Below are 25,124 nucleotides of genomic sequence, written 5' to 3' on the forward strand. Positions count from 1 at the left end.
GATGGCAATCCATGGAACCGAAAACACGCCTTGCCGCTCACATGTGTATCGACATCGTATGACGACAAGGATGCTTAGATGACCGACTCTCGATTGCTGCGCAGTTTCATCCCACCCTACATTCTCAACCGCATCATTGCCCACGGTTCCGAGCCGCAGCGCAACGCCGCGATGCAGACGCTCAATCATGTGCGCAGCCTGCTGCCCAACCCCGGCCGTCCTTCGCAGCCGCCGGCGCGGGCGATTCTGCCGGAGGCGAGCAAGCCTGGTCTGGCACGGCGCAGCGTGCATGATGCGCAGAACAAAATGCTCTTGCCGGGCATGCCGGTGCGTCTCGAGGGCCAGCCGGCGTCCGGGGATCCGGCGGTCGATGAGGCGTACGATGCGCTGGGCGCCAGCTATGATTTCTTCTGGAAAGTGCTCGGTCGCGACTCGATCGACAATCAGGGATTCGCGCTGATCGGCAGCGTGCATTACGGGCAAGCCTACGAAAACGCGTTCTGGAATGGCGCGCAGATGGTTTTCGGTGACGGCGATGGCGAGATCTTCCAGCGCTTCACCCGCTCGCTCGACGTCATCGGCCATGAACTGGCCCACGGCGTCACCGAAAGCGAAGCTGGGCTGATTTATGCCAACCAGTCCGGCGCGTTGAACGAGTCGCTGTCAGACGTGTTCGGCGTGTTGACCAAGCAGTACACCCTCGGCGAGACCGCCGAGCAGGCAGACTGGTTGATCGGGGCCGACCTGCTGATGCCACAGATCCAAGGCAAGGGCCTGCGCTCGATGTCGCACCCCGGCACGGCATACGATGACCCGATGCTGGGCAAGGATCCGCAACCGGATCACATGCGCAAGTTCGTCATCACCAGCGAAGACAATGGCGGCGTACACATCAACTCCGGCATTCCCAACCGCGCGTTTTACCTGGCAGCCCGAGCGTTTGGCGGCTTCGCCTGGGAAAAAGCCGGACGCATCTGGTACGACACACTGTGCGACGACCGTTTGAAACAGGACGCAACGTTCGACGCGTTCGCAAAACTGACGATCAACCACGCCGGCGAGCGCTTCGGCGCCGAAGCAGCCGACGCAGTGCAGCAAGCCTGGGCACAGGTCGGTATCGAATAATCCGAGGAGACCGTATGAAAACGCTACCCGAGCTGGATAAAGATTCCGTTTTGCGCGTATCTCGCCAGGGTGGCGTTGCAGCGATTCACAGCCTGAGCCGCCCACGGGAAATCGAATTTGCCCAGTGCGATATCAGTCAGCGTTCAAGGATCTGCTCGGTGCTTGAGGGTTGCCTGCCACTCGATAGCAGCGAATCGGGCCGTGGGGATCAGCGCTTCTACCAGATTGAAGTGCGCTACCCGTCAGGGGAAATGGTGTTGAAGGTGCCAGAGGATCGTGCGCCTGGGGAGCTGGTGCAGCTTTGGGACAAGGGGGAGCTGCTCTGATTCATGCTGCCGGCTCTTCTGCGTCGACAACTGACGATGTGCGTGGGCCAAAGCCTGCGGCTTGGCCGAATACGACACCGTTGAATGTGTGCGTACAGCACTCGCAGCGCGGCGTCATGTCCTGCGCCTGCAGCTTCGGATTGACCATTTGCAGGAGATTTTTCTCGTCGACATACAGCCCGTTGAAATAACTGGACTCACCCAGTCGCACGACTTCTTCGCGATCCTTCTCATGGATGGCAACCATCCAGAAAACCGGCGCTGATTGATCCAGTCGGGCCACAGCTTCGCTGAAAATGGCATCCCAAGAACCGCCAACCCGAGACAGCAGGAAGCGAAACAACGGCGTGTAATCTCGCCCGTATTGTTTGCCTGCGTGCATCGAACTTCGCATGCCTTCGTCACGGCTTGCAGCTTTGCTGTTGCGCTGATCGCGATAATGCGCAACTGATTCGTGGCGACGAACACCCCACGTACGAGTGTTCACTTTGCGATAGAGCGGTTTCTTGTCCAATCCCTTGTTCCTCATCCAGACATCCGCTGTTTTACTGGAACGGCGTTCGAATGCAATCAGCCATCCGTGGCCAATTGTAAACCTGATCTATCGCTCGACGGGTTGCATCTCGACAATCGTACCGTTGGTGATCATCACCATCACGTACTTGTCGTTGATCTGCACCCACTGCGCCTGCTCGATCGGTGCTTTCAGACCTTTGGCTTTCCAGTTCTTCAAAGCCTTGTCGTCGCGCTGGTACATTTCCGGTGCGCGGTCGTTGACCTTCAGCTGGCGGTCGCTGGTCGGCGATTGCACGGCGGGTTCGCTGGAGGTTTGCGCCGCTTGAACAATGGGTGTGATTCCGGCAATGCCCGCAACAAGGGCCAGGCTGGCGATTAGGGTTTTGCTGTTCATCGGTGAACCTCTTTCGGATAGGTAGTACCTGAACTCCGACTGCGCGGCGCGGGAAACATTCCTTGTTTTTTGCTGGAGGTGGCCGTAAGAGGCCTTGGACATCAGACCGCCATCGCTGGCAACTCGAATCGTCGCACCGCAGCTCCCAAAGGGTTGATGTTACACCACAGTTTTTGACCTGAGCTCCACTCCCACAAGTCTTGGCGAACGCTGATTCTTTGATCACCACCAATCCCCTGTGGGAGCGAGCCCGCTCGCGAATACGCCGGCACATCCGCCATCGTTGCCATCTGACGGAAAGCCTTCGCGAGCAGGCTCGCTCCCACAAATGCGCCAAACCCGAAACCATTGATCCGCCCCACGCATCAATCCATGCCAACAATGCAATTAACAGATTGTTACATCTGCGCCACCATCCACCTCAATAAAAACCGTGCGCCGCTTCTCCGTAGCGCACGTCATAAAAGCGGTGGAGTACTTTTCAATGACAGCCTCAATTCCTACCAACGGCTCGCGGGCCGGTGCCATCTTCCGGGTGACCTCGGGCAACTTCCTCGAACAGTTCGACTTCTTTCTGTTCGGCTTCTACGCCACGCAGATCGCGGCGGTGTTTTTCCCGGCGAGCAGCGAGTTCGCCTCCCTGATGATGACGTTCGCAGTATTCGGCGCAGGCTTCCTGATGCGTCCGCTCGGCGCCATCGTGCTCGGCGCGTACATCGATGATGTCGGCCGGCGCAAAGGTCTGATCGTCACCCTGTCGATCATGGCCAGCGGCACGATATTGATTGTGCTGGTGCCCGGATACGAAACCATAGGCCTGTTCGCCCCGGCGCTGGTACTGATTGGGCGACTGCTGCAAGGCTTCTCGGCCGGCGCGGAACTCGGTGGTGTTTCGGTGTATCTGTCCGAGATCGCCACGCCGGGTCGCAAGGGCTTTTTCACTGCTTGGCAGTCGGCCAGTCAGCAAGTGGCGATCATCGTTGCTGCCGCGCTGGGCTACGGTCTGAACCAGTGGATGGAACCGCAAGCCGTAGCCGCCTGGGGCTGGCGCATTCCGTTTTTCGTCGGCTGCATGATCGTCCCGTTCATCTTCTTCCTGCGCCGCAATCTGGCGGAAACCGAAGAGTTCGCCGCGCGTAAACATCGCCCGAGCATGCGCGAAGTGTTCCGCACCCTTGGCCAGAACTGGGGCGTGGTGCTCGGCGGGATGTTGATGGTCGCGCTGACCACTACCGCGTTCTACCTGATCACCGTGTACGCGCCGACCTTCGGTAAAACCGTGCTGCACCTGAGCACTTCCGACGCGCTGCTGGTGACGCTGCTGGTGGGTGTGTCGAACTTCTTCTGGCTGCCGATTGGTGGTGCGTTGTCCGACCGTATCGGTCGTCGCCCAGTGCTCATAGGCATGGCCCTGCTGGCGCTGGCCACGACTTATCCAGCGCTGTCGTTCCTGGTGCAGGCGCCGAGCTTCACCAACATGCTGCTGTCGCTGCTGTGGTTGTCGTTCATCTACGGCTTGTACAACGGCGCGATGATTCCGGCGCTGACCGAAATCATGCCGGTGGAAGTGCGCGTCGCCGGTTTCTCCCTGGCTTACAGCCTGGCCACGGCGATCTTTGGCGGTTTCACCCCGGCGATGTCGACCTTTCTGATCCAGTACACCGGCGACAAAGCCGCGCCAGGCTACTGGATGAGCATCGGTGCCCTATGCGCCCTGTGCGCCACTCTTTACTTGTACCGCCGTGCCGGTGGTCGTCTGCAACCTGTCGCGGCCTGAGGAATACTCGCCATGAAAAAACTCTTTACTGTCACCGCCCTGCTCGCCGGTCTCGCGTTCAACTTCGCGGCCCAGGCCGAAGAACTCAGCGTGATGACCTCCGGTGGTTTCACTGCCGCCTACAAGATCCTCGGGCCGAAGTTCGCCGCCGCAACGGGCAACACGCTCACCACCAGTCTCGGCCCGTCGATGGGCAAGGCGCCGGAAGCCATTCCCAATCGTCTGGCACGCGGTGAGCACGCCGACGTGGTGATCATGGTCGGTTACGCCCTCGATGAGCTGATCAAACAAGGCAAGGTCGACCCGGCCTCCCGCGTTGAACTGGCGGATTCGCGAATCGGCATGGTGGTGCGTGAAGGCGCGGCGAAACCGGACATCAGCAGCGTCGACGGCCTGAAGAAAACCCTGCTTGATGCGCAGTCGGTGGCCTACTCCGACAGCGCCAGCGGCGTGTACATCGAGCAGCAGCTGTTCAAGAAGCTCGGCATCGAAGATCAGTTGAAACCGAAAGCCAAGATGATCGCCAGGATACCGGTCGGCTCGGTGGTTGCCACTGGCGACTATCAGCTGGGCTTCCAGCAGGTCAGCGAGTTGCTGCCGGTGCCGGGCGTGAGCTTCGTCGCGAAGATTCCGGAATCGGTGCAGTCGGTGACGCGTTTCGCCGCTGGCATTCCGGTCAAGGCCGAGCATCCGGAAGAGGCCAAAGCCCTGCTCGCCTACCTCGCTGCACCGGCCGCTCAGGCTGACGTGCAGGCCACCGGGCTGGATTCGGTCAAGCGTTGATCGTTGGCGGCTGGACGCGCATTTCCACGACCAGCCGCTCCAGTTCCAGTGCCGCCGGGGTCAACGTGCGATCCCGGCGCTTGATGATGCCGACACTGCGCATCACTTGCGGCTCAATCAGCGGCACCCGCGTCAGGATCGGATGATCCGGCCCGGGCATCGCCATCAACGGCACCGCTGCCACGCCCAGACCCGCCTCTACCAGACCGATCATCGTCGTCACATGCCGCGTCTCGCAGATGCTCTGACGCTGCGGAACTACCCCGCCCAAGGCCTGATCGAGCAGAAAGCGATTGCCCGAAGTCTTGTCCAGCGCGATGTAATCCTGTTGATAGAACTCGTCCCAGCTGACGCTGCTGCGCCCGGCCAGCGGATGATCGCGACGACAGGCGACAACGTAGCACTCCTGCACAAGCGGTTCGAACTCGACTTTGGCATCCTGCGTGCCGAGAAAACTCAGACCGAAATCCGCCTCGCCATTGACCACCGCACTCAACACATCGTGAGCGCTGGAATCGAGGACTTTGACCTTGATCCGCGGAAACTGCTGGTGATAGCGCGCGACCACGCGGGGCATGAAGTAGTAGGCCGCCGAGGGCACGCAGGCGACGGTGACATGGCCCAAGCGCGTCGAGGCGACTTCGCTGATGCCGAGCAAGGCAATGTCGAGATCATCGAGCAAGCGCTCGACGCTGGGCATGAAGCCGCGCCCGGCCTGGGTCAGGCTGACCTTGCGCGTGGTGCGCTCGAACAGTTTCACGCCAAGGGCATCTTCGAGCTTTTCGATGCGCCGGCTCAGCGCCGGTTGTGACAGGCGCACGGTGTCGGCAGCCTTGCGAAAACTGCCCTGCTCGACCACCGCACGAAAGGCTTGCAGGTCGTTGAGGTCGAAGTTGATGGCCATGGCGTTTCCGGAAATTGATGCGCAGGGGTTATAAATGTAACCAGTTGATGCAAATTATTACAGGCCTGATGGAAGCTGCCCTCGTGGGAGCGAGCCTGCTCGCGAACGCGGGGCATCAGTCAATGCATAGTTGGCTGACCCAGCGCATTCGCGAGCAGGCTCGCTCCCACATTGGATCTCGAATGGTCTGGAGACCGCGTAACCCTTATCCTTGTCACCCTCGCCGTACCCGTAGTCAGGAGTCGTTCCATGCCCCATGAAGGCAATCTGTTGCAAGCCGCTGTCGTGTTTCTGTTCGCGGCCGTGCTCACCGTGCCTTTGGCCAAACGTCTGCAACTGGGCGCGGTGCTCGGTTATCTGTTTGCCGGGGTAATCATCGGCCCGTCGGTGCTGGGTTTGATCGGCAACCCGCAAAGCGTTGCGCATATTTCCGAGCTGGGCGTGGTGTTGCTGCTGTTCATCATCGGCCTGGAGCTGTCGCCGCGCCGCTTGTGGGTGATGCGCAAATCGGTGTTCGGCGTCGGTCTGGCGCAGGTGCTGTTGACCGCATCGGTGATCGGCGTGCTGGCACTGTCGGTGTTCGGCCAGCCGCTGAACAGCGCCATTGTGCTGGGCCTCGGTCTGGCGCTCTCCTCCACGGCGTTCGGCCTGCAAAGCCTTGCCGAACGCAAGGAACTGACCAGCCCCCACGGGCGTCTCGCGTTTGCGATTCTGCTGTTCCAGGACATCGCCGCGATTCCGCTGATTGCCTTGGTGCCGATGCTCGCCGGCGTCGATCACCACACCAGCACCGCCGACGATATTCGTCACAGCTTGCAGGTGCTCGGCGGCATTGCCGTGGTGGTGATCGGCGGGCGGTATCTGCTGCGTCCGGTATTTCGCGTGGTGGCGAAAACCGGGCTGCCGGAAGTGTCCACCGCCACCGCGTTGCTGGTGGTGATCGGCACCGCGTGGCTAATGGATCTGGTCGGTGTGTCGATGGCGCTGGGCGCGTTTCTCGCCGGTCTACTGCTGGCGGACTCGGAATATCGCCACGAGCTGGAAGCGCAGATCGAACCGTTCAAGGGCCTGCTGCTCGGGCTGTTTTTCATCAGTGTCGGCATGGGTGCCAATCTCAGCCTGTTGTTGAGCGCGCCGATCACCGTATTAGGCCTGACCTTGTTGCTGATCGGTCTGAAATTGCCGCTGCTGTTCGTGGTTGGGCGCTTGGCAGGAGGATTGAACAAGATCAGCGCAATCCGCCTCGGCATCGTCCTCGCTGCCGGCGGTGAGTTTGCCTTCGTGGTGTTCAAGATCGGTCGCGATCAGGGCCTGTTCGAGCCGCGTCTGTACGACCTGCTGGTGCTGACCATTACCCTGTCGATGGCGCTGACGCCGCTGCTGCTGTTGATCTGCGCGCGTCTGGTCAGCCCGAAAGTGCAGCCGGTGGAAGTGCCGGAGAAATTCCGCGAAATCGACACCGAAGCGCCGCGCGTGGTGATTGCCGGCATGGGCCGGATGGGCCAGATCGTGGCGCGGATCCTGCGCGCGCAGAACATCAAGTTCGTCGCACTGGACACCTCGGTGGAAACCATCGAACTGTCACGCAGCTTCGGCGGCGTACCGGTGTTCTACGGCGACCCGATGCGCCCGGAAATCCTTCACGCGGCGAAGGTTGGCGAGGCGGAATATTTCGTCATTGCCACGGACGATCCGGAGACCAACATCAAGACTGCCGAAGTGGTGCACAAGCACTATCCGCACATGAAAATCATCGCCCGCGCGCGTAACCGTCAGCACGTGCATCGCCTGGTGGATGTCGGCGCGGAAGCGATTCGTGAGACCTATTATTCGAGCCTGGAAATGAGCCGGCGCACGCTGGTCGGCCTCGGTCTGACCCAAGCCCAGGCCGATGCGCGGATCAAGCGTTTCAAGCATCACGACGAACAGGTGCTGGAGGCGCAACACGCCGTCTACGACGACGCCGCCAAAGTCCTGCAGACCGCCCAGGAAGCCCGGGCGGAACTGGCCAAATTGTTTGAATCGGATCAGCTCGAAGAGGAAGCGCGCAAATCCTGATCGTGCCTTGCGCAGATCCAACTGTGGGAGCGAGCCTGCTCGCGAAAGCGTCGTGTCAGTCACCCAATACTTCACTGACAGATTGCATTCGCGAGCAGGCTCGCTCCCACAGGGGATTGGGTCAGGCCCGTTCCAGCGCGGGGGCGGGCTCGACCGGCGCGACTGCAAACCGATCCGCCAGAAACGGCGTGATATCCAGCGGCAGCGGTTCGTCATTCACCAATTTATCCAGCAACACCCCGGTAATCGCCGACGTCAGAATCCCGGTGCGGAAGTGCCCGCAAGCATTCAGATAACCCTCGACCCCACGCATCGGCCCGAGGATCGGCAACTCATCCGGCGAGCCCGGACGCAGCCCCGCCCAGGTGCGCTTCAGATTGACGTCCACAAGCTCCGGCAGACAGCGCACCGCGCCCTGCACCAGCCCGGCGATTTCCGGGTAGGTGGTGGTGACGTCGAAGCCTTTGTCTTCGGTGGTGCTGCCGATAAGGATTTCGCCGTTGTCCTTTTGCGCCACGTAGCAATCGCTGGTAGTCAGGCAGCCGTTGAGGATTTTCGGCATGCGCTCGGTCAGCAGGATCTGCCCTTTCACCGGTTTCACCGGAATGCGGATACCCGTCGCCCACTCGCTCAGATCCGCCGCCCAGGCACCGGCGGCGTTGATCAGCGTCTTGCAGTGGAACACCCCCGCCTCCGCCGTCTGCACGCCGGTCACGCGAGTGCCGTGATGCAGCACGCCGGTGACGTTGGTGTTGACGAAGATATCGACGCCGTTCTGCCGCGCGCCTTCCATGTAGGCATCCGCGAGGCGGAACGGGCTGACCTGATGGTCGCAGAGAAACTCCAGCGCCCCACGCGCCTCATGGCTGACGCTCGGTTCGGCCGCGCGCAACGCCGCTTGATCGAGCCAGCGCACCTGATCGGCCAGATGCGGAATGCAGCCGACGATGTGCTCGGCGTAGAGCCGGTCTTCGTCGTCATAGATCACGAATTTCAGCCCGGTCTTCTCGAACTTGCAATCCATGCCGTGATTGTCTTTCAGCTCGCGGTGTAACGCCGGATAGAGCGCGTTGGATTGCAAGGCAAAATCGAAAAACGACTGCGGCAGAATATGCGGCGTACTGGCGTCCACCGCGACTGCGGCGCCCTGGGTTTCGCGCTTGCGGTTGGCCGACATCATGCGAAAGAAAATCACCCCGCAGCCGAGGCCGACCGACTCACCGATCGCCCATAAACCACCCGCCGAAGCACGGGTTGCGTTGCCGGGGCGCTTGGCGTCGATCAGTGCCACCTTGAGATCTTTGCGCTTGGACAATTGGTAGGCGCAGGAGGCGCCGATCACGCCGCCACCGGCAATGACCACGTCGTAGAACTTACTCATGGCAAGCGCCCTCCGTGCCGAGAGACTGGAACGCGGAAAACGGTACCGGATCAATCGGGAAGCGTGGGCGCAGCCAACCGACATCCTGACGTCCGGTGACCTGGCGCAGGCGATCGCTGCAATAGCCGACGCACATCCGCCCCTGACAATCGCCCATGCTCACGCGGGTGCGCATTTTCAGGCTGGCGATATCTTGCACACCCTGCTCCAGGGCCAGATCGATGTCGGCGCGGGTCGCATGTTCGCAGCGGCAAATCACCGTGTCGGCTGTGGGCAAAGCGATCTGACCGACGCCGCGCTCAGTGTAGCGATCTACCGCCGCACGAAAGCGCACGATGGCTCTGAGTTTGCTTGCGTAGCGATCACGGCGCACCCGGGCGAGCTCGGCGTCGAGCACACCGCGCTGCAGGAGGATCGAAGTGGCGGCGATCTTGCCGGCGAGCATCGCCGCTTCGCCGCCGCGGATCCCGCCCATGTCGCCGGCCAGATGCACATGCGCCACGCTGCTTTGCTGCCAGACATTGGCGTTGGCACGCAGGTAGCCATCGTCGCTGAAGCCGTGATCAAGGCCCATCTGCTGGCTCAATTGCGTGCGCGGAATAAAACCGTAACCGACCGCCAGCGTCTGCGCTTCGAAACGCTCGACCCGCGACAGATCCGCCTCCCACGCCGACGAATACGGCGCGACGCTGACGCTTTTCAACTCGCCGTCGCCGTGGGCTTCGACCACGCCCCAGCCGTAGTTCATCGGGATGCCGTGCAACTTGAGGTAAGCGAGCATGCTCAAGCCGTCGAGGAATAGCTGCGGCTTGTTCAGCAGCGCCAGACTCTCGCGGGCGATCTTGCCGAACGCACAAGCCTCGTAGACGCCGGCGACGCGCACGCCAGAGGCATGCAACTGGGTCGCAACCAGCGGCAGCAACGGCCCGGTGCCGGCGATGATCACCGGCCCTTGCGGCTTGACCACGCCACTCTTGATCTGCAACTGCAGACCGCCGAGCAGGATCACTCCCGGCAACGTCCAGCCGGGAAACGGTACGCTGCGTTCATGGCAACCGGCGGCCAGCAGCAGTTGCGAGTAAGCCATCTCGTGCAGCTGTTCATCGCCATCGAGCACCACCAGAGCGCGAGTGCCTTCAGCGCCGACCACGCGATGGCTGAGGCGTACGTCGATCAGCCCTGACTGCTGCTGAAATTCACCGTGCAGTTTGTCCAGTGCTTCGGAATAACGCGGCCCGAGATAATCCAGCTGCACGCCATCACGCAGCGGCCCGCGATAGACCACGCCGCCGAGGCGCGAAGCCTCTTCGAGCAAGGTGCAGCGCACGCCGTGGCGCGCCAGTTCGATGGCCGCCGCCATCCCCGCCGGCCCGCCGCCGACGATCAACGGTTGCAGGCTCATACGACCTCCTGCGCGACGACGCGGTTGACTCGGGTTTCGATCTGCATGCCGTCGCGCACCACCGTCTGGCAGGCGCGGCGCTTGTGCCGACCGTTGATTTTCACCAGACAGCACTGGCACACGCCCATGCCGCAATAGGCGCCGCTGATCTGATCGTGGTCATTGCGTGCGATCTGGCGCACGCCGAGGGACTGAATGACGCTGAGAACGGTTTCGCCAATGGCGGCGCTGACCGCTTGGCCGTTGATGTGCACGGTCATGTCCGCCTGCACCAAGGGCTGGATATCGAAGGTTCTTTCTAGGCAGTTCATTTACGGTGTTCGTCCGTGAAGATTCAGTTGAGGTTGTGTCAGCTCCTTGCTGCACTACGCCTCGTCGACGCTTTTCTTGCTGTGTTTTCAACGTCGACGCGGATACTTCGTCAGCGCAACGAGGTGCGCGACAAGCACTGTAGCTCATACCTCAGCAAAGGCCTGGATCATTTACGGTAGGCGATATCGCCAGGCGAAATATTGATCCAGGCCAGTGAAAATGGCGGGATGGAAACGTTTAGTTGGAGAAGACGTACTGGCCTTTGATCTTCTTTGCGCCGATCAACGCAAGGTCCGGGAACAGCAGGTTTTTCAGCCAAGCGACGTAGAAGATCATCGCCAGCGTGATCGCCACGCCGACCACCGTACCGATCGGGTCATCCGCATATTCCTTGAACATGCGCGGCATCTGGCTGATCGAGAGCATCACGTACACCGTATAGGCATGGGCCGCGTTGCGATAAAAACCCCAGGCAAAAAGCAAAGGCACGCCACCGGCGAACAAACCAAGTCCGATGGCGAAACCGCTGCTGATGGTCAGCCCGAGGAGATAGCCGCCCACCAGACCGATCAGCGCCTGAACGTAAGTCAGTCCGATAAGGATCTTGATCTTGCCGGCGTGTCGTTCAGTCAGATTAGGATCGGGGCGTGAGCCGATCAGGTACGCCAGCGCCTTGTCTTTCAGCGCACCACCGGAGAATGCCTTGAAAGTCTCGGTTTTCGAGCGCCCCCCATCGAGCATTTCGCTGACCTGGCGTTTGGTTTCCTTCTTGTCCAACGTGTTCTTCCTTAATTTAAAAATCGGGGGAGTGAAGCTAGGGCACTTCGGGAACCGATTGTCGCTTTGTTGAGTTGCCGAAAGCAAAAGGCTCAGGCATGCCGGCCCTTGCGCGGTGGATAAACGAAATTTTTCGATCATGTTTAAATCACACGCGCTGTTACGGCATCGGACCTACAACGCCTTGCGTCGCTGCCTACGGGTGCATCAGAATCCGCCGGCTTACACGGCTATCGGTAGGGCTATATCGTTTCCCTGTCACTGCAAAACAGTGATCGGGTTTGGTAGCCCGTTTCTTGATAGTTGTATCGCGTCCCTTTAAGCGGCCCCTCCTTTGAGGGTCAGCTCTTCATGGTGACCATGCGTGGGGCTCATTCGTGAGCGCCGGGGTTAACTATCTTGACCGGTCTACCAACCTGCGCGTGGCCGCCACCCTTCGTTTGGTAGCGATAGTGACGGCTCTTCATTCCTTCAAGATAGAGAGTCATCCATGTTCAAAGTAACGCCAAACCCGCCAGAAGCCGATTCGATCCCGTACGACCCCGCTCTGGAGCCTCAGCGCATAAAAGACGCCGCCGCTCGCGCCATCAACTTTTATCTCGATCCGCAAACCGTGAAGACTACGATTCCCACTCGTCAACCGGGCCGGATCTTTCTCGTCGACCCAACGGTGGACGAGGAAACCTTGCTCCTCGAAGCCTGTGAATCGCTGGCTGCGGCGAACGACATGGCCCGCGAAATAAGCAACGTCATCGAGCCTGCACAGCGCCGTTCGCTGCTGATGTTGCAGCAGGTGATCATGCTGAGTGAGCTGGTCGTCAATCGCGTGCTCGACAGCCGACGCGTGTCGAACTAGCCGCAACCGAGGTATGAGGGGGCGTGCTCCCTCACTGCCAGCGTGCACGTCACCCCGTGGCGTTCTCTCTCACACCAAGCGGCTCTCATTGGAGTTTCAGCTGATGTCACACACACCTTCCACTCCGCCGGCCAGGATCAACGCCACGCCGTACAGCCCCAATACTCTGTTCATGGTCAACCCGCAATCCGACACCGAATCCTTGCTGGTCAACGCGTGCGAATCCCTGGCGTCCGCCACGGTGATGCTCGGTGACTTTGCCGGGATGCTCGAAGGCTCACGGCGCAATACCCTGTGGGCATTGCGCAAGTGGTGATGTTGGGAGAACTGGCCGTGAACAAAGCGCTGGATAATGTCGTGCCGACCGAGTAATTCACCAAGCTTGCGTTTGCAGTTCCCAAACGCAAAAAAGCCGCTTTCACCCGAAGATGAAAGCGGCAGAGGCATCCTGCCTCAGAGGGATCAGTGCACGAACAGGGCGATCAGGATGATGATCGGGATCGGTACGCCGAGGAAAAACAGCAGTAATGAGCGCATGGTGACTCTCCTTTTTAACGGACCGGAGTGGTTGTGGTGTAGGTGTCGACTTCAACGTACTCGACTGCATCGCGACGACGACCGCCGAAGGTGGCTGCCAGGCTGGCGAAGAACGCACCGGCCAGCAGCGCGACGAACATCCACAGCGAGGTGTAGGCAGCGACTTTCGCGGCGGTGTCGGCAGCTTGCTGGGCTTTCAGTTTCGCGTCAGCGATGGCTTTCTGGGTGTTGGCGTAGATCTCGTCAACGCGACGTTCAGCATCGGCCTGGCTCAGGTTGGTACGTTGCGACACCAGTTGTGCGAGGTAGGTGCGGTCTTCGGCGCTGAGCTGACCGTTGGCCAAGCTCTGGGCGAAGATGCGGGTCACGGTGCCGCGTGCGGCGTCATCGCTGACGGCAGCCGGACGGTCGTCACGGAACAGGCTGTCGACGAAGTAGCCGTACTGATCGCTGTCAGTATTGGCTGCGGCAGAACCGGCGGCCTGGCTCATGGCACCGGCAGCACCGCCGACGACGTTAGCCCCAGCCTGCACACCGCCGCTGACGACGCTGCTGACCGAACCGACCACCAGCACAGCGGTGACCAGCGTGGCGACGCACCAGGCGAGGAAGCCGTGGGCGGTGTCGCGGAAGTAGACTTCGTCACCGTGCATGTTCGCCCATTTCACCCGCAGACGACCGGCAATGTAGCCGCCCATGCCGGAAGCAATGATCTGCGTCACAGCCAGCCAGACAATCGTCGAAATGCCCAGGCCCTTGGCGCTCACGCCCTCTCCGGCCCACGGTGAAACCGCCGAAAAGCCCAGACCGAAACCGAGCAGCACGAGAATCATCGACAGCGCAGCGGCCGCCGCAGCACCGGCAAAGATCGCGCCCCAGGACACGCCTGAGACGCTGCTCGACTCTTCCACGGCAGGATAATAGCCATCAGGGGATCTATTCATTGTTGTACTGCTCCAGGCATGAAAAATGGTGTTACAACTCGTCAGGTGAGGAATTGCAGTGACCGTGCCAGTTACAGAAACTAAATAAACTCTTTATTTTCAATAGGTTAGAAAGTTTGAACTTCGCTGATCCGTGCAATTTGCAATAAATGGTCAGAGCCTGCGGGTTTTCTGCATTGATGACTGACTGGCAAATCCGATCAGTTCCGATTCACCGTCGCGACGAAGATGAAAGTTAATTTAAAGCGTCACGGTAAATTCTTGGCAAAATGCTGCCATTCCGTTTGAACCGATCAGCAGGCCTGCCTATGACTCGTATCTTGACCATCGAAGACGACGCCGTGACCGCGCGGGAAATCGTTGCCGAACTGAGCAGCCACGGGCTGGATGTCGACTGGGTCGACAATGGCCGCGAAGGCCTCGACCGCGCCGTGAGCGGCAACTACGACCTGATCACCCTCGACCGCATGCTGCCCGAGCTGGATGGTCTGGCCATCGTCACCACCCTGCGCACCATGGGCGTGGCGACGCCGATTCTGATGATCAGCGCCCTCTCCGATGTCGATGAGCGCGTGCGCGGTTTGCGCGCCGGTGGCGATGACTACCTGACCAAACCGTTCGCCACCGATGAAATGGCCGCGCGGGTCGAAGTGTTGCTGCGCCGACAGAACAGTGTCGCCACCCAGGCCACGACATTGAACGTCGCCGACCTCGAGCTCGACCTGATCAGCCATGAAGCCCGCCGCGCCGGCCAGGTGCTGACGCTGCTGCCGACCGAATACAAACTGCTTGAGTTTCTGATGCGCAACAGCGGCCAGATTCTCTCGCGGATGATGATTTTCGAAGAGGTCTGGGGCTATCACTTCGACCCGGGCACCAACCTGATCGACGTGCACATCGGCCGTCTGCGCAAGAAGATCGACGCAGCCGGCAACGTTCCGCTGATCCGCACGGTACGGGGCTCCGGCTATGTCATTGCCGAACCCGTCTGACGGCTGGCGCTCCTCCAGCAGCCGCTTGCTGGCGCTGTACAGCTCGCTGTTCGTGGCGTGGAGCGCGATCCTCATGGGGGTCATGTATTACGAGGTATCCGGCTACCTCGACAAACTGGCCAAACATTCGTTGATGCAACGTCAGCATCTGTTTTCGCACTTTCGCGGCGAGCAACTCGAAGACGCCCTCGCCGCCAGCATGACCTTCGATATTCGTGGTATCGACGCCTATGGTCTGTTCAGCGCTGACGGCGTTTACCTGGGCGGCGCACTTCAGCAAATTCCCGAAGGACTGCCGCTCGACGGCAAGATCCATATGCTCGCCGAGTGCGCCGATTCCGATGACCCGACCCTGCCGAACGACAGCTGCGATGCTGTGGCCACCCAGACTCGCGACGGGCGCTGGCTGGTGCTGCTGCGTGACAATGGCTCGCTGTTTGCGGTGACGCGGATCATTTTGCACGCGTTGTTCTGGGGCGTGTCGTTGACGATTATTCCCGGGGTCGCCGGTTGGCATCTGCTGCGGCGTCGACCGTTGCAGCGCATCCGCGCAATCCAGAACAGCGCGCAGGCCATCGTTGCCGGCGACCTGACGCACCGCTTGCCGCTGTCCAATCGCCGCGATGAACTGGACATGCTCGCCGCCATCGTCAACGCCATGCTCGAGCGCATCGAGCGCTTGATGAACGAGGTCAAGGGCGTCTGCGACAACATCGCCCACGATTTGCGCACGCCGCTGACCCGTTTGCGCGCGCAGTTGTATCGCATGCAGCAACAGGCGGGTGAAGGTTCGCAAGAAGCGGCGCAACTGGATCTGGTGCTGGCTGAGGCGGACACGCTGATGGCGCGCTTTCGCGGTTTGTTGCGGATTTCCGAGCTGGAGGATCGCCAGCGCCGTTCAGGTTTCGTCGAACTTGATCCGGTGCGTTTGCTGGAGGAGTTGCACGAGTTCTATCTGCCGCTGGCCGAGGAAGGCGATCTGCGCTTTCAACTGAACATGCCGGAGACGCTGCCGCCGCTCAATGGCGACCGCGCGTTGCTGTTCGAAGCGCTGGCGAACCTGCTGAGCAACTCGATCAAATTCACCCCGCCCGGCGGCACGGTGATGTTGCGTGGGGTCAATGCAGGTGGCCAGACGCGGATCGAGGTGCACGATTCAGGCCCGGGGATTCCCGAGGCGGAACGTGAGGCGGTGTTCCAGCGGTTTTACCGCACCGAGGGTGGCCAGCCGCAAAGCGGTTTTGGTCTGGGACTGTCGATTGTCGCGGCGATTGTCAGCCTGCACGGCTTCAGTCTTGAAGTCGGCAGCAGCGATCTGGGCGGGGCGAAACTGGTGCTGGATTGTCGGCAGAGTTTGATCAGCCAGGCCTGACGTCTCGCGCCGATCGTTCCCACGCTCCGCGTGGGAATGCCTCAAGGGACGCTCCGCGTTCCGGCTTTCGAAATGGGACGCAGAGCGTCCCGGGCTGCATTCCCACGCAGAGCGTGGGAACGATCTGCGTCTCAGGTCGGGTAATTCGCCCGCAAGGCCTCGAGCCCGCCCTGATAGATGCCGTTGAACAACGCCACCACTTCTTCATCGCTCACGCCGACCGCATTAAATCGCCCCGACCACGTCACCCGAGCGCCCTGCCCTTGGGCTTCAACCTTGATCGTCGCGAGATAATCGCTGGCCGGGAACGGTGCCTGTTCAATCGAATAGCTATAGGTTTTTGCGGCGTTATCGAAGGTCTGCAGACGTTCGACGACCACGCCGCCGTCAGCGGTTTGCAGGGTGCGCACTCGCCCGCCTTCGCTCAGTTCGCTGTTGGTGATCAACGGCAGCCAGTCCGGCAGCGTGTTGAAGCCGCCGATCAATTGCCAGACCTGATCGGCCGAGGCCGGGATGTCGATGGTTGCGGATGCAGTTGGCATAAAATCTCTCTTTTGGAAAATTCAGATCGTCAGGCTGTCGACTACACCGCCATCGACGCGCAAGGCTGCGCCCGTGGTGGCCGAGGACAGCGGTGAAGCAATGTACGTGACCAGATGCGCCACCTCCGAAACATCCGCCACACGCTGGATGATCGACGTCGGACGGGCCTTGCGCACAAAGGCGTCGGCTTCGTCGCGCAGGTCGCGCCCGGATTCGGCGGCCGCGTCTCTGAGCATGTCCTGCAGGCCGTCGGTGAAAGTCGGCCCCGGCAGGATCGCATTGACCGTGACCCCGGTGCCAGCCAGACGCTTGGCCAAGCCGTGGGACACCGCGAGGTTGGCGCTTTTGGTCACGCCGTAATTGAGCATGTCAGCCGGCGTCGCTACCCCGGATTCCGATGACAGAAAGATCACCCGGCCCCAACCCTGCTCAACCATCGCCGGCACATAATGCCGCGCCAGGCGCACGCCGGAAATCACGTTGACTTCATAGAAGCGCGTCCACTCGCTGTCGGGAGTCTCGAAGAAATCGACGTCGTTGAAGATGCCAAGGTTGTTCACCAGAATGTCCGCGCGCGGTTCGGCGGCGAACAGCTTTTCCGCGCCCTCGGCCGTGCCCAGATCGGCGGTCAGACCACGCAACTGCGCGCTGGGCACCGCGTGGCGTATGCTCGCCAGCGCCTGCTCGACCTTGGCCGTGTCGCGACCGATGACCACCACCGTCGCCCCGGCTTCGGCCAGCGACTGGCTGATGCCCAGACCGATGCCGCCGGTACTGCCGCTGACGATGGCCAGTTTTCCACTCAGATCGATCTTCATGCGTTTACCTCATTAGCAAGGAGTTCCACCGCGCTCGACTTTGGCGACGATTTCACGAGCATGGATCAGCGTAGTTGCGATATTGCCGGCATGGTTGAGCTGCCGACCGGTGACGGGGATGTTGTTTGATCGACGATCCCCTGTGTCTGGCAGACCGTAGCCCCTCACCCTAGCCCTCTCCCGGGGGAGAGGGAACCGATCGAGTTGTGCTGAATTTGACGTCGACCTGAAAGACCATAGCGATTATGGATTCAGAGAAGACTTTTCAAGTCGGCGTATTACCTGTTACCTGAATATCCCCCGGTCAGTCCCCTCTCCCTCCGGGAGAGGGCTAGGGTGAGGGGCATTTCGGAACAGATCAGATTTCCGTCAGACGAAGCAGACCATCGGCGCCGACGCTGACGCTGATCGCATCGTAACTGGCCAACGTCGCATGCGCCGTTTCGATCGGGTGCTGGTGCGTGGCGGTGATGATCATCAGTGCAGCGCCCGCCGCTTCCGCAGCCTGAATGCCGACGGCAGCGTCCTCGAAAATCAGGCAATCCGCTGGCTCGACACCGAGCTTTTTCGCCGCCAGCAGATACCCCGCAGGATCAGGCTTGCCAGCCTTTACATCTTCCGCCGTGATCATCACCGCCGGCTCGGGGATACCCGCCGCCGCCATCCGCCGCAACGCCAGATCGCGAGGCGCCGACGTCACCATCGCCCAACGATTTTTCGGCAGCGCGTTGAGAAAGGCTGCCGCCGCAGGAATCTCGACAATGCCTTCAACGTCATTGATTTCCGCTGCGGTGATGAAAGCTGCCTGTTGCTCGGCATCCACGCCCGGCAGATTCAGCCGGGTGATGGTGTCGATCGCCCGCGCGCCATGGATGGTCGGCAGGAACGTCTCGACATCAACGCCATGGCGCACCGCCCACGCTGACCAGATGCGCTCGGCGGCGGCGATGGAGTTGAGGACGGTGCCGTCCATGTCGAACAGGAACGCGCCGAACGCGCGATCAAAAACCGATGCTTGTGCAGACAAGAGAGCAAATCCTCTGACAGTTGGCCGGGCAGCCTGGCCCGGCAATGTAGCACTTGTCAGTGCAACTGCGGCGCCTTGGATTTGAACGCGCTTTCCACACAGTCGAGCAACTGTCCGATCGCCCACGGCTTCTTGATGAACGCCACCGAATGCTTGACCCCGGAGGTCTCAGGCGTTTCATAGCCGGACATGACCATCACCGGTTTCTCCGGCCAGCGGTCGCCGAACAGATTGGCCAGGTCGGCGCCGTTAAGCGTGCCGGGCATGGTGATGTCGGTCAGCAGCAGCGCAACGTCCGCCGCGTGCTTTTCCAGATACAGCGACGCAGCGTCGGCGCTGGTTTTCGGTTCGACCTTGAACCCTTCCTCCTGGAGAATTTCGCAAAGAAACTCCAGAATCAACGGATCGTCCTCGACAATCAGAATCAACCCGCCAGGAAGGTGCGCGCTCGACGTAGGTGTAGGGCACATGAACAGCACTCCCCCGAATTACATTTTTGATAAGCGGTTTTGAATCCGCTGCTTATCAGGTATGAGCAGCGCGCCCTGTAGAAATTCATTTTTGATACAGAGGATTTCGCCAAGGTGTTGTTTTTCGAAGCGCAGCGCCCATCGAATCCCCTCATTTGTGGTTAAAATGCCGGCCCTTTGACTGGCCGATCCTGATCCATGACCCCTGAAGCGCTCGCGACCCTCCACGCTCATTTGCTGCCCGCACTGGCAACGGCGCCCAGCGAAACCCGCCGTTTTTTTCACGGCCGCGGGCGCTGCTGGCCGGGGCTGGAGCAGCTGACCGTGGACTGGTTGCAGGGCGTGGTACTGGTGTCGCTTTTCAAGGAACCGGCGCCTGAGCAACTGCAGGATCTGCGGGATTTACTGCTGCAACTCGCCGCCTCGCCCGAATGGCAGCAGTCCGGCGCGCACACTTTGCTGATCCAGCACCGTTATCTGCCGCAGAGCACGGCTGAATGGCTGATCGGTGAGGAAATCGAAGAAATGACCATCGTCGAGGGTGGCTTGCAGTACCGCGTCGACCTGGGACGCAAGCAGAACACCGGGCTGTTTCTCGACATGCGCTACGGCCGCAACTGGGTGCGCGAACAGGCGGCGGGTAAGCGGGTGTTGAACCTGTTCGCCTACACCTGCGGTTTTTCCGTAGCGGCAATCGAGGGTGGCGCCAGCCATGTGGTCAACCTCGATATGTCCCGCGCCGCGCTGAGCCGAGGTCGCGACAATCACCGCCTGAACGGCCACGACCTGAGCAAGGTCAGCTTTCTCGGTCACGACCTGTTCAAATCCTGGGGCAAGGTGATCAACAGCGGCCCGTACGATCTGGTGATCATCGACCCGCCGTCGTTTCAGAAAGGCAGCTTTTTGCTGACCAAGGACTATCAACGCGTATTGCGCCGCTTGCCGGAACTGCTGATCGCGCAAGGTACGGTGCTGGCGTGCATGAACGACCCGTCGTTCGGTTCCGACTTTCTGATTGATGGCGTGACCCAGGAAGCGCCCAGCCTGCGCTTCGATCATCGGCTGGACAACCCGCCAGAGTTTCCCGATATCGATTCAGAGAGCGGCCTGAAAGCCCTGGTCTTCCAGCGCATCAGCTGAAACACCAAGGCTCGCCCCCACACAAGTTCTGTGTGGATCAAAAAACCGTCGGCCGCAGCACCAGTGCAAACAACTCACCATGCCCGGTGACATTGAGCTTGTGATAGAGATTGCGCCGATGCACCTTCACGGTCTCCGGCGAAATCCCCATCTGCTGGGCCATCGCCTTGCTGGAAAAGCCCTGCAGGATCAGGCGCGCCGTGTCGATCTCGCGCGCTGTCAGCCGGGCATCGAAACGGTCCAGCAACGTCGCCAGATCACCCACCACCGCTTCAGCCACCGGCCCTTGCGGCGGCAGCAACTGCATGTGGCGACGCATCGCCGCCAATACCCAGTCACGAACGCACAACAGCCGGCCCTGCTCGGCCATGTCAAACGCGGTCGAGCGGCCCAGGGACAAGCCGAGTACCGCGCCTTCGACGTTGATCAGAAACTGCAATTCATCCTCGCCCACCACGGCACGAAAGTAGCTCTGGTAGTACTCGCTGTGCAGAAACTGATCCGGCGCAACGGACGCCAGGCTGTGCAGGCCGTCGCTGATCCCGCTGACGGCGGCTTGATAAAACGGATCGAGCAGGTACATGCCGGCGGTATAACCGGCCAGCTCCTGCTGGTCGTCCACGCACCCCTTGCTGTCGAAATCGATCAGCAAACGCGGCGGCTGGCCGGGCTGCATCAGGGCGACGAGGGCATTGTCCAGCGGCACCAGCAGGCGCAGGGTGTCGACCAGCGCGCGCCAGAAACCGTCCTGCCCGAGGTGAGAAAATACCCGCGCCAGACTCTGATGCACCGGCAATTCCTGCAACAACGCGTCCACGCACTACCCCTTTCGAGTAACCCATGATGGGAATGGGGCTCGTGTGACCGGCCCGTTAGCCTGACCACTCCAGTTCATCACCGGCCTGCGACAGGCCAGGAGTGCCGCATCATGCGTCGTCACCGTGGATCTATCAACCCGGGCCTGCTGGCCTGTTTTTGTCTCTCCTCGGCCGCCATGGCAGCCGACGTGCCGAGCGTGCACGTCTACAACTGGTACGACTACATCGGGCCGAACACCCTGCATGATTTCCAGCGCGACAGCGGCATCCGGCCGGTGTACGACACCTTCGACAGCGCCGAAGTGCTCGAAGGCAAACTGATGACCAGCCGCAGCGGCTACGACGTTGTCGTGGCGAGCAACTTCAGCCTGCCGACCCTGATCAAGGCCGGCGCCCTCGCCCCATTGCCTCGCGATCAACTGCCAGGCTGGCAAAACCTCGACCCCGATCTGCTGAAAAAACTCGCGGTCAACGATCCGGGCAATCAGTACGCCGTGCCTTACCTGTGGGGTACCAACGGCATCGGCTACAACGTCGAAAAAGTCCGCGCCGTGTTGGGTGACAAAGCGCCGGTGGATTCCTGGGAGTTGCTGTTCAACGAAGCCAATCTGGCCAAACTGGGCGAGTGCGGCGTGGCGATGCTCGATTCGCCGTCGGAAATGCTGCCGGTCGCCCTGCATTATCTGGGCTTGCCGCCCAACAGCACCAACCCCGAAGACTACAAAAAAGCCGAAGCACTGCTGCTCAAGCTGCGCCCGCACATCGCCTACTTCAACTCCTCGAAGTTCATCAGCGATCTGTCCAACGGCAATATCTGCGTGGCGGTTGGCTGGTCCGGGGCGATGCTCGAAGCCAAGACCAACGCCGAACAGGCCAATAACGGCGTAAAGATCGCCTACAGCCTGCCCAAGGAAGGCGCGCCGGTGTGGTTCGACACTCTGGTGCTGCTCAAGGACGCCCCCAATCGCGCCCAAGGCCTGGCGTTTATCGATTACCTGCTGCGACCGGAAGTGATCGCACCGGTCAGTGATCACCTGTCGTACCCGAATGGCAATCGCGCCGCGACAACGCTGGTGGCAGCAACCACTCGCGACAACCCGGCGGTGTACCCGTCCCCTGCCGCCATGGCCACGCTTTACACCCTCGAACCCTTGCCCAAAGCCGCCGAACGCGTGCGCACGCGGGTGTGGAGCAAGGTCAAGAACGGCCAGTAACCCGCGCAAGAAATCTGCCTGCCTCATCCGAGCGGTAAGCCGCCCGACCTTTTCAATGAAGAGACTGAATCTTATGAATCCGCGTGCCCGTGATCTCGATATCCTGATTGGCCAGATGCAACCCGGCCCGCTCAACGCCATTACCGATGTGCCGGGGGTGCGCGTCGGTCACAGCAATGTACGCGGTCGCAGCAGCAGCGGCCGTGACATCTGCACCGGCGTCACGCTGATCGAGCCGCGCCTCGGCTCGACCAGCCAGCAACCGTGCTTCGCCGGCGTGCATGTACTCAATGGCAACGGTGATGCGACCGGCCTGGAATGGATTCGCGAGGCCGGTCTGCTGACCAGTCCGATTGCCTTTACCAACACCCACAGCCTCGGTGTGGTGCGTGATGCGCTGATTGTGCTGGACCGAGAGCAGCAGCCGGATGACGGGCGGCTTTACTGGAATATGCCGGTGGTGCTGGAGACCTTCGATGGACTGCTCAATGACATCAATGGCTTTCACGTCAAACCCGAGCATGTCGCCGAGGCACTGAACGGCGCCGTGGACGGGCCGGTGCGCGAAGGTGCAGTGGGTGGTGGCAGCGGCATGATCTGCCACGAATTCAAAGGTGGCATCGGCACCGCATCGCGCCGTTTGAGTGCTGCCCAGGGAGGCTGGACCGTCGGCGCGATCGTGCAGGCCAACCACGGCATTCGCAGTGAATTACGCGTCGATGGTTACCCGGTCGGGCGCTATATGGAACAGAAGGATTCACCGTTTCTGCGGGCAGCGCTGCCGCACCCGGGCATGGGCTCGATCGTCGTCTGCCTGGCGACTGATGCGCCGCTGCTGCCCCATCAATGCACGCGTCTGGCACAGCGTGCCAGCCTGGGCCTGGCGCGCACCGGCGGCGGTAACGAAGACCACAGCGGCGACATCTTCATTGCTTTCGCCACCGGCAATGATCACGTCCCGCCCGCCGCTTACGAGGCTAAACGCGCAGCCACCTGTGACGGTTTGCGCATGGTCAACAACGACCACATCAGCGAGCTGTTTCTGGCCGCGACCGAAGCCGTTGAAGAAGCGATCATCAATGCCCTGCTCGCCAGCAACAGCAGCGAGGGCAACGGTCATTCGGTGCCGGGCCTGGATGCTCAAACGCTTCTGGCGGCGCTGAAAAAATCCGGTTGGCCGGGATCGCGTCCGGCATGAACCGGCATTGTGCAGGGACGACTGGCGGTACTTGAGTCGTCCATTGCACGCTCCCGGTCAATGCAGAGTCAGGCGCTGACGGACAAATTCTTCTACGTGGCGGCTGGTCTGGTCCAGATGGCGGTCGCGTTGTTTTTCCGCATCGAGCATCGCGCGCTTGCCGTTCTTCTGCAGCAGATAGGTGTGAATCTGCTGCACTTCCAGCGAGCGATAGATCGGCGTGGTGTCGATGAACCCGCGCAGGCCGTTGCTGCGGTAATGCCGCGTGCTCATCAGCACCTGGGTTTCGCGCTGGCCGATCACTTCAAAACCCAGTGCCTCGAAATACGGCACCTTGCCAATGCTGCAGGCCAGTTCCGCATGCGGATAGCGCCCGACCATGTCCGCGAGCATCGCCCGCGCCACACCCTGACGCCGATGGCCTTCACGCACCGCCATGTACGCGACGCTGCACGCCTCCCAATCGCCCTGCACCGGCAGACAGATGAGAAATCCGATGACTTGCTCCGGGTTTTCATCGTTAGTGGCCACCAGCAATTCCACCTCGGTGCCCTTCTGGCCGTTCAACGCCTCAAGGTAGAGATGCACCTCATAACCCACCGCGTACTGATAAACGTTGTACAGCAGATTGCTCGGGCCGAGGCCGACCGCACTGATGTCGGTCAGGTAATCGACGACCATTTGCAGGATCTGGCTGTTGACGCTTTCCGGGCATGGGGAGGTGTAGTGGGTGATGCGTGGCATGGGCAAACTCCGGCGATAAAAAACGTTGCCGATGATCAGAGCCGTCGACGAACCGCGACATCATACCGTGCCGGATCTATTGAACCGTCACTGTTGTGGCGCCACCACCCCGAATTTGATGTTGATGTCCCTCGACACCACGCTGTCAGCCCACTCCCCTGCGCCGAGGCCGAACTCCTCTCGATTGAGCACCAGCTCACCGTCGAAGATGCCGATGGCGTTGTCCGGTTTCAACTCCACCGGCACCTCGACCTCGCGAGTGATGCCCTTGAGCGTGAGCTGACCGGCGACTTGATAACGATGCTCGTCCACTTGAGTAAAACGGCTGGACTTGAACACCGCGAGCGGGAATTTCCCGGTGTCGAACCACGCCGGTTTCACCAGTTCGGTATTGGCGTCTTCACTGCCGGCATCGATGCTGGCGAGATCGATATGCAGCGTGGTCTGGGCTTTGCCGAGGTCGTCGGTATCGAAGTCCAGCGTCGCCTCGAATCTGCCGAAGGTGCCGTACATTCGCGAGCCCATCTGGTTGTAGGTGAAACTGATCTGGCTGGCGCTGGTGTTGACCCGGTTGTATTCAGCCGCCTGCGCACCGACCATGACGCACGATGTAAACGCGGCAACCAGCAGCAATCGCAACGTCATGACATTCTCCGGGCGGCGTGTGTCGTCGAGGGCCTTGGTTGACTTAAGCAA

At 60.8% G+C, this 25,124-nt stretch carries 26 protein-coding genes and 1 pseudogene; 12 read left to right on the top strand and 15 right to left on the bottom strand.

Annotation, left to right across the window (positions count from 1 at the left end; all coding sequences use genetic code 11):
• Positions 1-78: 78 nt before the first annotated feature.
• Both D8U70_RS21990 and D8U70_RS21995 read left to right on the top strand, forming a co-directional pair.
• A complete protein-coding gene (locus D8U70_RS21990; RefSeq protein ID WP_016775215.1) occupies positions 79-1,125 on the top strand; it encodes a M4 family metallopeptidase in 1,047 nt (348 codons plus the stop codon).
• Positions 1,126-1,139: 14 nt separating this feature from the next.
• Positions 1,140-1,451 carry a protealysin inhibitor emfourin gene (locus D8U70_RS21995; protein ID WP_041477010.1) on the top strand — a complete coding sequence of 104 codons (312 nt, stop codon included), beginning with the start codon at positions 1,140-1,142 and terminating at the stop codon, positions 1,449-1,451.
• 1 nt (position 1,452) lies between these two features.
• Here D8U70_RS21995 and D8U70_RS27805 read toward each other — a convergent pair whose 3' ends face one another.
• Positions 1,453-1,965: a hypothetical protein gene (locus tag D8U70_RS27805; RefSeq protein WP_163032914.1), complete on the bottom strand. Its 513-nt coding sequence runs from the start codon at positions 1,963-1,965 to the stop codon at positions 1,453-1,455.
• A gap of 87 nt (positions 1,966-2,052) precedes the next feature.
• Positions 2,053-2,361 (bottom strand): RcnB family protein, encoded by a 309-nt coding sequence (locus D8U70_RS22005; protein WP_122703833.1) that lies wholly within the window; start codon positions 2,359-2,361, stop codon positions 2,053-2,055.
• 484 nt (positions 2,362-2,845) lie between these two features.
• On the opposite strand from D8U70_RS22005, the gene D8U70_RS22015 reads away from it, so the two are divergent.
• Together D8U70_RS22015 and D8U70_RS22020 are read left to right on the top strand one after the other, a co-directional pair.
• Positions 2,846-4,138 carry an MFS transporter gene (locus D8U70_RS22015; RefSeq protein ID WP_016775219.1) on the top strand — a complete coding sequence of 431 codons (1,293 nt, stop codon included), beginning with the start codon at positions 2,846-2,848 and terminating at the stop codon, positions 4,136-4,138.
• Between the two features lie 12 nt (positions 4,139-4,150).
• The gene (locus tag D8U70_RS22020) at positions 4,151-4,921 is read left to right on the top strand and encodes a substrate-binding domain-containing protein (RefSeq protein ID WP_122612173.1); all 771 of its coding nucleotides are present in this window, start codon (positions 4,151-4,153) and stop codon (positions 4,919-4,921) included.
• Here D8U70_RS22020 and D8U70_RS22025 read toward each other — a convergent pair.
• The gene (locus D8U70_RS22025) at positions 4,911-5,825 is read right to left on the bottom strand and encodes a LysR family transcriptional regulator (protein WP_016775221.1); all 915 of its coding nucleotides are present in this window, start codon (positions 5,823-5,825) and stop codon (positions 4,911-4,913) included. The two genes, D8U70_RS22020 and D8U70_RS22025, sit on opposite strands and share 11 nt — an antisense overlap.
• Positions 5,826-6,074: 249 nt before the next feature.
• Here D8U70_RS22025 and D8U70_RS22035 point away from each other — a divergent pair, with 249 nt between their 5' ends.
• Positions 6,075-7,883 (top strand): monovalent cation:proton antiporter-2 (CPA2) family protein, encoded by a 1,809-nt coding sequence (locus D8U70_RS22035; RefSeq protein ID WP_125918665.1) that lies wholly within the window; start codon positions 6,075-6,077, stop codon positions 7,881-7,883.
• A gap of 121 nt (positions 7,884-8,004) precedes the next feature.
• Here the strand turns inward: D8U70_RS22035 and hcnC are convergent, their stop codons facing one another.
• The 4 genes from hcnC to D8U70_RS22055 all read right to left on the bottom strand — a co-directional run bounded on the left by hcnC (position 8,005) and on the right by D8U70_RS22055 (position 11,755).
• Positions 8,005-9,264: a cyanide-forming glycine dehydrogenase subunit HcnC gene (hcnC, locus tag D8U70_RS22040; RefSeq protein WP_130929714.1), complete on the bottom strand. Its 1,260-nt coding sequence runs from the start codon at positions 9,262-9,264 to the stop codon at positions 8,005-8,007.
• Positions 9,257-10,666 (bottom strand): cyanide-forming glycine dehydrogenase subunit HcnB, encoded by a 1,410-nt coding sequence (gene hcnB / locus D8U70_RS22045; RefSeq protein ID WP_130929715.1) that lies wholly within the window; start codon positions 10,664-10,666, stop codon positions 9,257-9,259. Before hcnB ends, hcnC begins: the two co-directional genes overlap by 8 nt.
• Entirely contained in the window at positions 10,663-10,977 is a 315-nt protein-coding gene (locus tag D8U70_RS22050; protein WP_016775225.1) for a (2Fe-2S)-binding protein, read from the bottom strand. The genes hcnB and D8U70_RS22050 overlap by 4 nt, the downstream gene beginning before the upstream one ends.
• Before the next feature lie 238 nt (positions 10,978-11,215).
• Entirely contained in the window at positions 11,216-11,755 is a 540-nt protein-coding gene (locus tag D8U70_RS22055) for a hypothetical protein (protein WP_130929716.1), read from the bottom strand.
• A 490-nt stretch (positions 11,756-12,245) separates the two neighbouring features.
• On the opposite strand from D8U70_RS22055, the gene D8U70_RS22060 reads away from it, so the two are divergent.
• Entirely contained in the window at positions 12,246-12,611 is a 366-nt protein-coding gene (locus D8U70_RS22060; protein WP_130929717.1) for a hypothetical protein, read from the top strand.
• A 13-nt stretch (positions 12,612-12,624) separates the two neighbouring features.
• Positions 12,625-12,983: pseudogene (locus D8U70_RS22065) on the top strand (DUF6124 family protein).
• A gap of 179 nt (positions 12,984-13,162) precedes the next feature.
• On the opposite strand, the gene D8U70_RS22070 reads toward D8U70_RS22065, so the two are convergent.
• Positions 13,163-14,092, bottom strand: coding sequence for a hypothetical protein (locus tag D8U70_RS22070; RefSeq protein WP_016775227.1), 930 nt, complete (start codon positions 14,090-14,092; stop codon positions 13,163-13,165).
• A gap of 308 nt (positions 14,093-14,400) precedes the next feature.
• Here D8U70_RS22070 and D8U70_RS22075 point away from each other — a divergent pair, with 308 nt between their 5' ends.
• Together D8U70_RS22075 and D8U70_RS22080 are read left to right on the top strand one after the other, a co-directional pair.
• Entirely contained in the window at positions 14,401-15,084 is a 684-nt protein-coding gene (locus tag D8U70_RS22075) for a response regulator transcription factor (protein ID WP_016775228.1), read from the top strand.
• Entirely contained in the window at positions 15,062-16,456 is a 1,395-nt protein-coding gene (locus D8U70_RS22080; RefSeq protein ID WP_071171796.1) for a HAMP domain-containing sensor histidine kinase, read from the top strand. Before D8U70_RS22075 ends, D8U70_RS22080 begins: the two co-directional genes overlap by 23 nt.
• A gap of 131 nt (positions 16,457-16,587) precedes the next feature.
• On the opposite strand, the gene D8U70_RS22085 is transcribed toward D8U70_RS22080, so the two are convergent.
• The 4 genes from D8U70_RS22085 to D8U70_RS22100 all read right to left on the bottom strand — a co-directional run bounded on the left by D8U70_RS22085 (position 16,588) and on the right by D8U70_RS22100 (position 19,314).
• Positions 16,588-16,998, bottom strand: coding sequence for an SRPBCC family protein (locus D8U70_RS22085; RefSeq protein WP_130899254.1), 411 nt, complete (start codon positions 16,996-16,998; stop codon positions 16,588-16,590).
• 21 nt (positions 16,999-17,019) lie between these two features.
• Positions 17,020-17,817 carry an SDR family oxidoreductase gene (locus tag D8U70_RS22090; RefSeq protein ID WP_071171794.1) on the bottom strand — a complete coding sequence of 266 codons (798 nt, stop codon included), beginning with the start codon at positions 17,815-17,817 and terminating at the stop codon, positions 17,020-17,022.
• A 358-nt stretch (positions 17,818-18,175) separates the two neighbouring features.
• Positions 18,176-18,844 carry an HAD-IA family hydrolase gene (locus D8U70_RS22095; protein WP_071171793.1) on the bottom strand — a complete coding sequence of 223 codons (669 nt, stop codon included), beginning with the start codon at positions 18,842-18,844 and terminating at the stop codon, positions 18,176-18,178.
• A 56-nt stretch (positions 18,845-18,900) separates the two neighbouring features.
• The gene (locus tag D8U70_RS22100; RefSeq protein WP_071171792.1) at positions 18,901-19,314 is read right to left on the bottom strand and encodes a response regulator; all 414 of its coding nucleotides are present in this window, start codon (positions 19,312-19,314) and stop codon (positions 18,901-18,903) included.
• 198 nt (positions 19,315-19,512) lie between these two features.
• Between D8U70_RS22100 and D8U70_RS22105 the strand changes: the two genes are divergently transcribed.
• Positions 19,513-20,454 (top strand): class I SAM-dependent methyltransferase, encoded by a 942-nt coding sequence (locus D8U70_RS22105; protein ID WP_130929718.1) that lies wholly within the window; start codon positions 19,513-19,515, stop codon positions 20,452-20,454.
• Between the two features lie 37 nt (positions 20,455-20,491).
• Here D8U70_RS22105 and D8U70_RS22110 read toward each other — a convergent pair whose 3' ends face one another.
• Complete coding sequence (locus tag D8U70_RS22110) at positions 20,492-21,271, bottom strand: helix-turn-helix transcriptional regulator (RefSeq protein ID WP_130929719.1); 780 nt, start codon at positions 21,269-21,271, stop codon at positions 20,492-20,494.
• 111 nt (positions 21,272-21,382) lie between these two features.
• Here D8U70_RS22110 and D8U70_RS22115 point away from each other — a divergent pair, with 111 nt between their 5' ends.
• Together D8U70_RS22115 and D8U70_RS22120 are read left to right on the top strand one after the other, a co-directional pair.
• Positions 21,383-22,486: a polyamine ABC transporter substrate-binding protein gene (locus D8U70_RS22115; protein WP_110645520.1), complete on the top strand. Its 1,104-nt coding sequence runs from the start codon at positions 21,383-21,385 to the stop codon at positions 22,484-22,486.
• A gap of 73 nt (positions 22,487-22,559) precedes the next feature.
• Positions 22,560-23,684, top strand: coding sequence for a P1 family peptidase (locus D8U70_RS22120; RefSeq protein ID WP_130929720.1), 1,125 nt, complete (start codon positions 22,560-22,562; stop codon positions 23,682-23,684).
• A 57-nt stretch (positions 23,685-23,741) separates the two neighbouring features.
• Here D8U70_RS22120 and D8U70_RS22125 read toward each other — a convergent pair whose 3' ends face one another.
• Both D8U70_RS22125 and D8U70_RS22130 read right to left on the bottom strand, forming a co-directional pair.
• A complete protein-coding gene (locus D8U70_RS22125) occupies positions 23,742-24,428 on the bottom strand; it encodes a GNAT family N-acetyltransferase (protein ID WP_110645518.1) in 687 nt (228 codons plus the stop codon).
• Between the two features lie 87 nt (positions 24,429-24,515).
• On the bottom strand, positions 24,516-25,073 hold the full coding sequence (locus D8U70_RS22130; RefSeq protein WP_130929721.1) for a YceI family protein: 558 nt from the start codon (positions 25,071-25,073) through the stop codon (positions 24,516-24,518).
• Between the last annotated feature and the right edge of the window lie 51 nt (positions 25,074-25,124).

This window comes from Pseudomonas sp. Sample_20, assembly GCF_004307585.1.
Classification (GTDB): Bacteria; Pseudomonadota; Gammaproteobacteria; order Pseudomonadales; family Pseudomonadaceae; genus Aquipseudomonas; species Aquipseudomonas atacamensis.

What these genes read in the sequence shown, in the direction of transcription:
- D8U70_RS21990 (WP_016775215.1), top strand. Translation starts at nt 79, where the DNA reads ATGACCGACTCTCGATTGCTGCGCAGTTTCATCCCACCCTACATTCTC.
- D8U70_RS21995 (WP_041477010.1), top strand. Translation starts at nt 1,140, where the DNA reads ATGAAAACGCTACCCGAGCTGGATAAAGATTCCGTTTTGCGCGTATCT.
- D8U70_RS22005 (WP_122703833.1), bottom strand. Translation starts at nt 2,361, where the DNA reads ATGAACAGCAAAACCCTAATCGCCAGCCTGGCCCTTGTTGCGGGCATT.
- D8U70_RS22015 (WP_016775219.1), top strand. Translation starts at nt 2,846, where the DNA reads ATGACAGCCTCAATTCCTACCAACGGCTCGCGGGCCGGTGCCATCTTC.
- D8U70_RS22020 (WP_122612173.1), top strand. Translation starts at nt 4,151, where the DNA reads ATGAAAAAACTCTTTACTGTCACCGCCCTGCTCGCCGGTCTCGCGTTC.
- D8U70_RS22025 (WP_016775221.1), bottom strand. Translation starts at nt 5,825, where the DNA reads ATGGCCATCAACTTCGACCTCAACGACCTGCAAGCCTTTCGTGCGGTG.
- D8U70_RS22035 (WP_125918665.1), top strand. Translation starts at nt 6,075, where the DNA reads ATGCCCCATGAAGGCAATCTGTTGCAAGCCGCTGTCGTGTTTCTGTTC.
- hcnC (WP_130929714.1), bottom strand. Translation starts at nt 9,264, where the DNA reads ATGAGTAAGTTCTACGACGTGGTCATTGCCGGTGGCGGCGTGATCGGC.
- hcnB (WP_130929715.1), bottom strand. Translation starts at nt 10,666, where the DNA reads ATGAGCCTGCAACCGTTGATCGTCGGCGGCGGGCCGGCGGGGATGGCG.
- D8U70_RS22050 (WP_016775225.1), bottom strand. Translation starts at nt 10,977, where the DNA reads ATGAACTGCCTAGAAAGAACCTTCGATATCCAGCCCTTGGTGCAGGCG.
- D8U70_RS22060 (WP_130929717.1), top strand. Translation starts at nt 12,246, where the DNA reads ATGTTCAAAGTAACGCCAAACCCGCCAGAAGCCGATTCGATCCCGTAC.
- D8U70_RS22070 (WP_016775227.1), bottom strand. Translation starts at nt 14,092, where the DNA reads ATGAATAGATCCCCTGATGGCTATTATCCTGCCGTGGAAGAGTCGAGC.
- D8U70_RS22075 (WP_016775228.1), top strand. Translation starts at nt 14,401, where the DNA reads ATGACTCGTATCTTGACCATCGAAGACGACGCCGTGACCGCGCGGGAA.
- D8U70_RS22080 (WP_071171796.1), top strand. Translation starts at nt 15,062, where the DNA reads ATGTCATTGCCGAACCCGTCTGACGGCTGGCGCTCCTCCAGCAGCCGC.
- D8U70_RS22085 (WP_130899254.1), bottom strand. Translation starts at nt 16,998, where the DNA reads ATGCCAACTGCATCCGCAACCATCGACATCCCGGCCTCGGCCGATCAG.
- D8U70_RS22090 (WP_071171794.1), bottom strand. Translation starts at nt 17,817, where the DNA reads ATGAAGATCGATCTGAGTGGAAAACTGGCCATCGTCAGCGGCAGTACC.
- D8U70_RS22100 (WP_071171792.1), bottom strand. Translation starts at nt 19,314, where the DNA reads ATGTGCCCTACACCTACGTCGAGCGCGCACCTTCCTGGCGGGTTGATT.
- D8U70_RS22105 (WP_130929718.1), top strand. Translation starts at nt 19,513, where the DNA reads ATGACCCCTGAAGCGCTCGCGACCCTCCACGCTCATTTGCTGCCCGCA.
- D8U70_RS22115 (WP_110645520.1), top strand. Translation starts at nt 21,383, where the DNA reads ATGCGTCGTCACCGTGGATCTATCAACCCGGGCCTGCTGGCCTGTTTT.
- D8U70_RS22120 (WP_130929720.1), top strand. Translation starts at nt 22,560, where the DNA reads ATGAATCCGCGTGCCCGTGATCTCGATATCCTGATTGGCCAGATGCAA.
- D8U70_RS22125 (WP_110645518.1), bottom strand. Translation starts at nt 24,428, where the DNA reads ATGCCACGCATCACCCACTACACCTCCCCATGCCCGGAAAGCGTCAAC.
- D8U70_RS22130 (WP_130929721.1), bottom strand. Translation starts at nt 25,073, where the DNA reads ATGACGTTGCGATTGCTGCTGGTTGCCGCGTTTACATCGTGCGTCATG.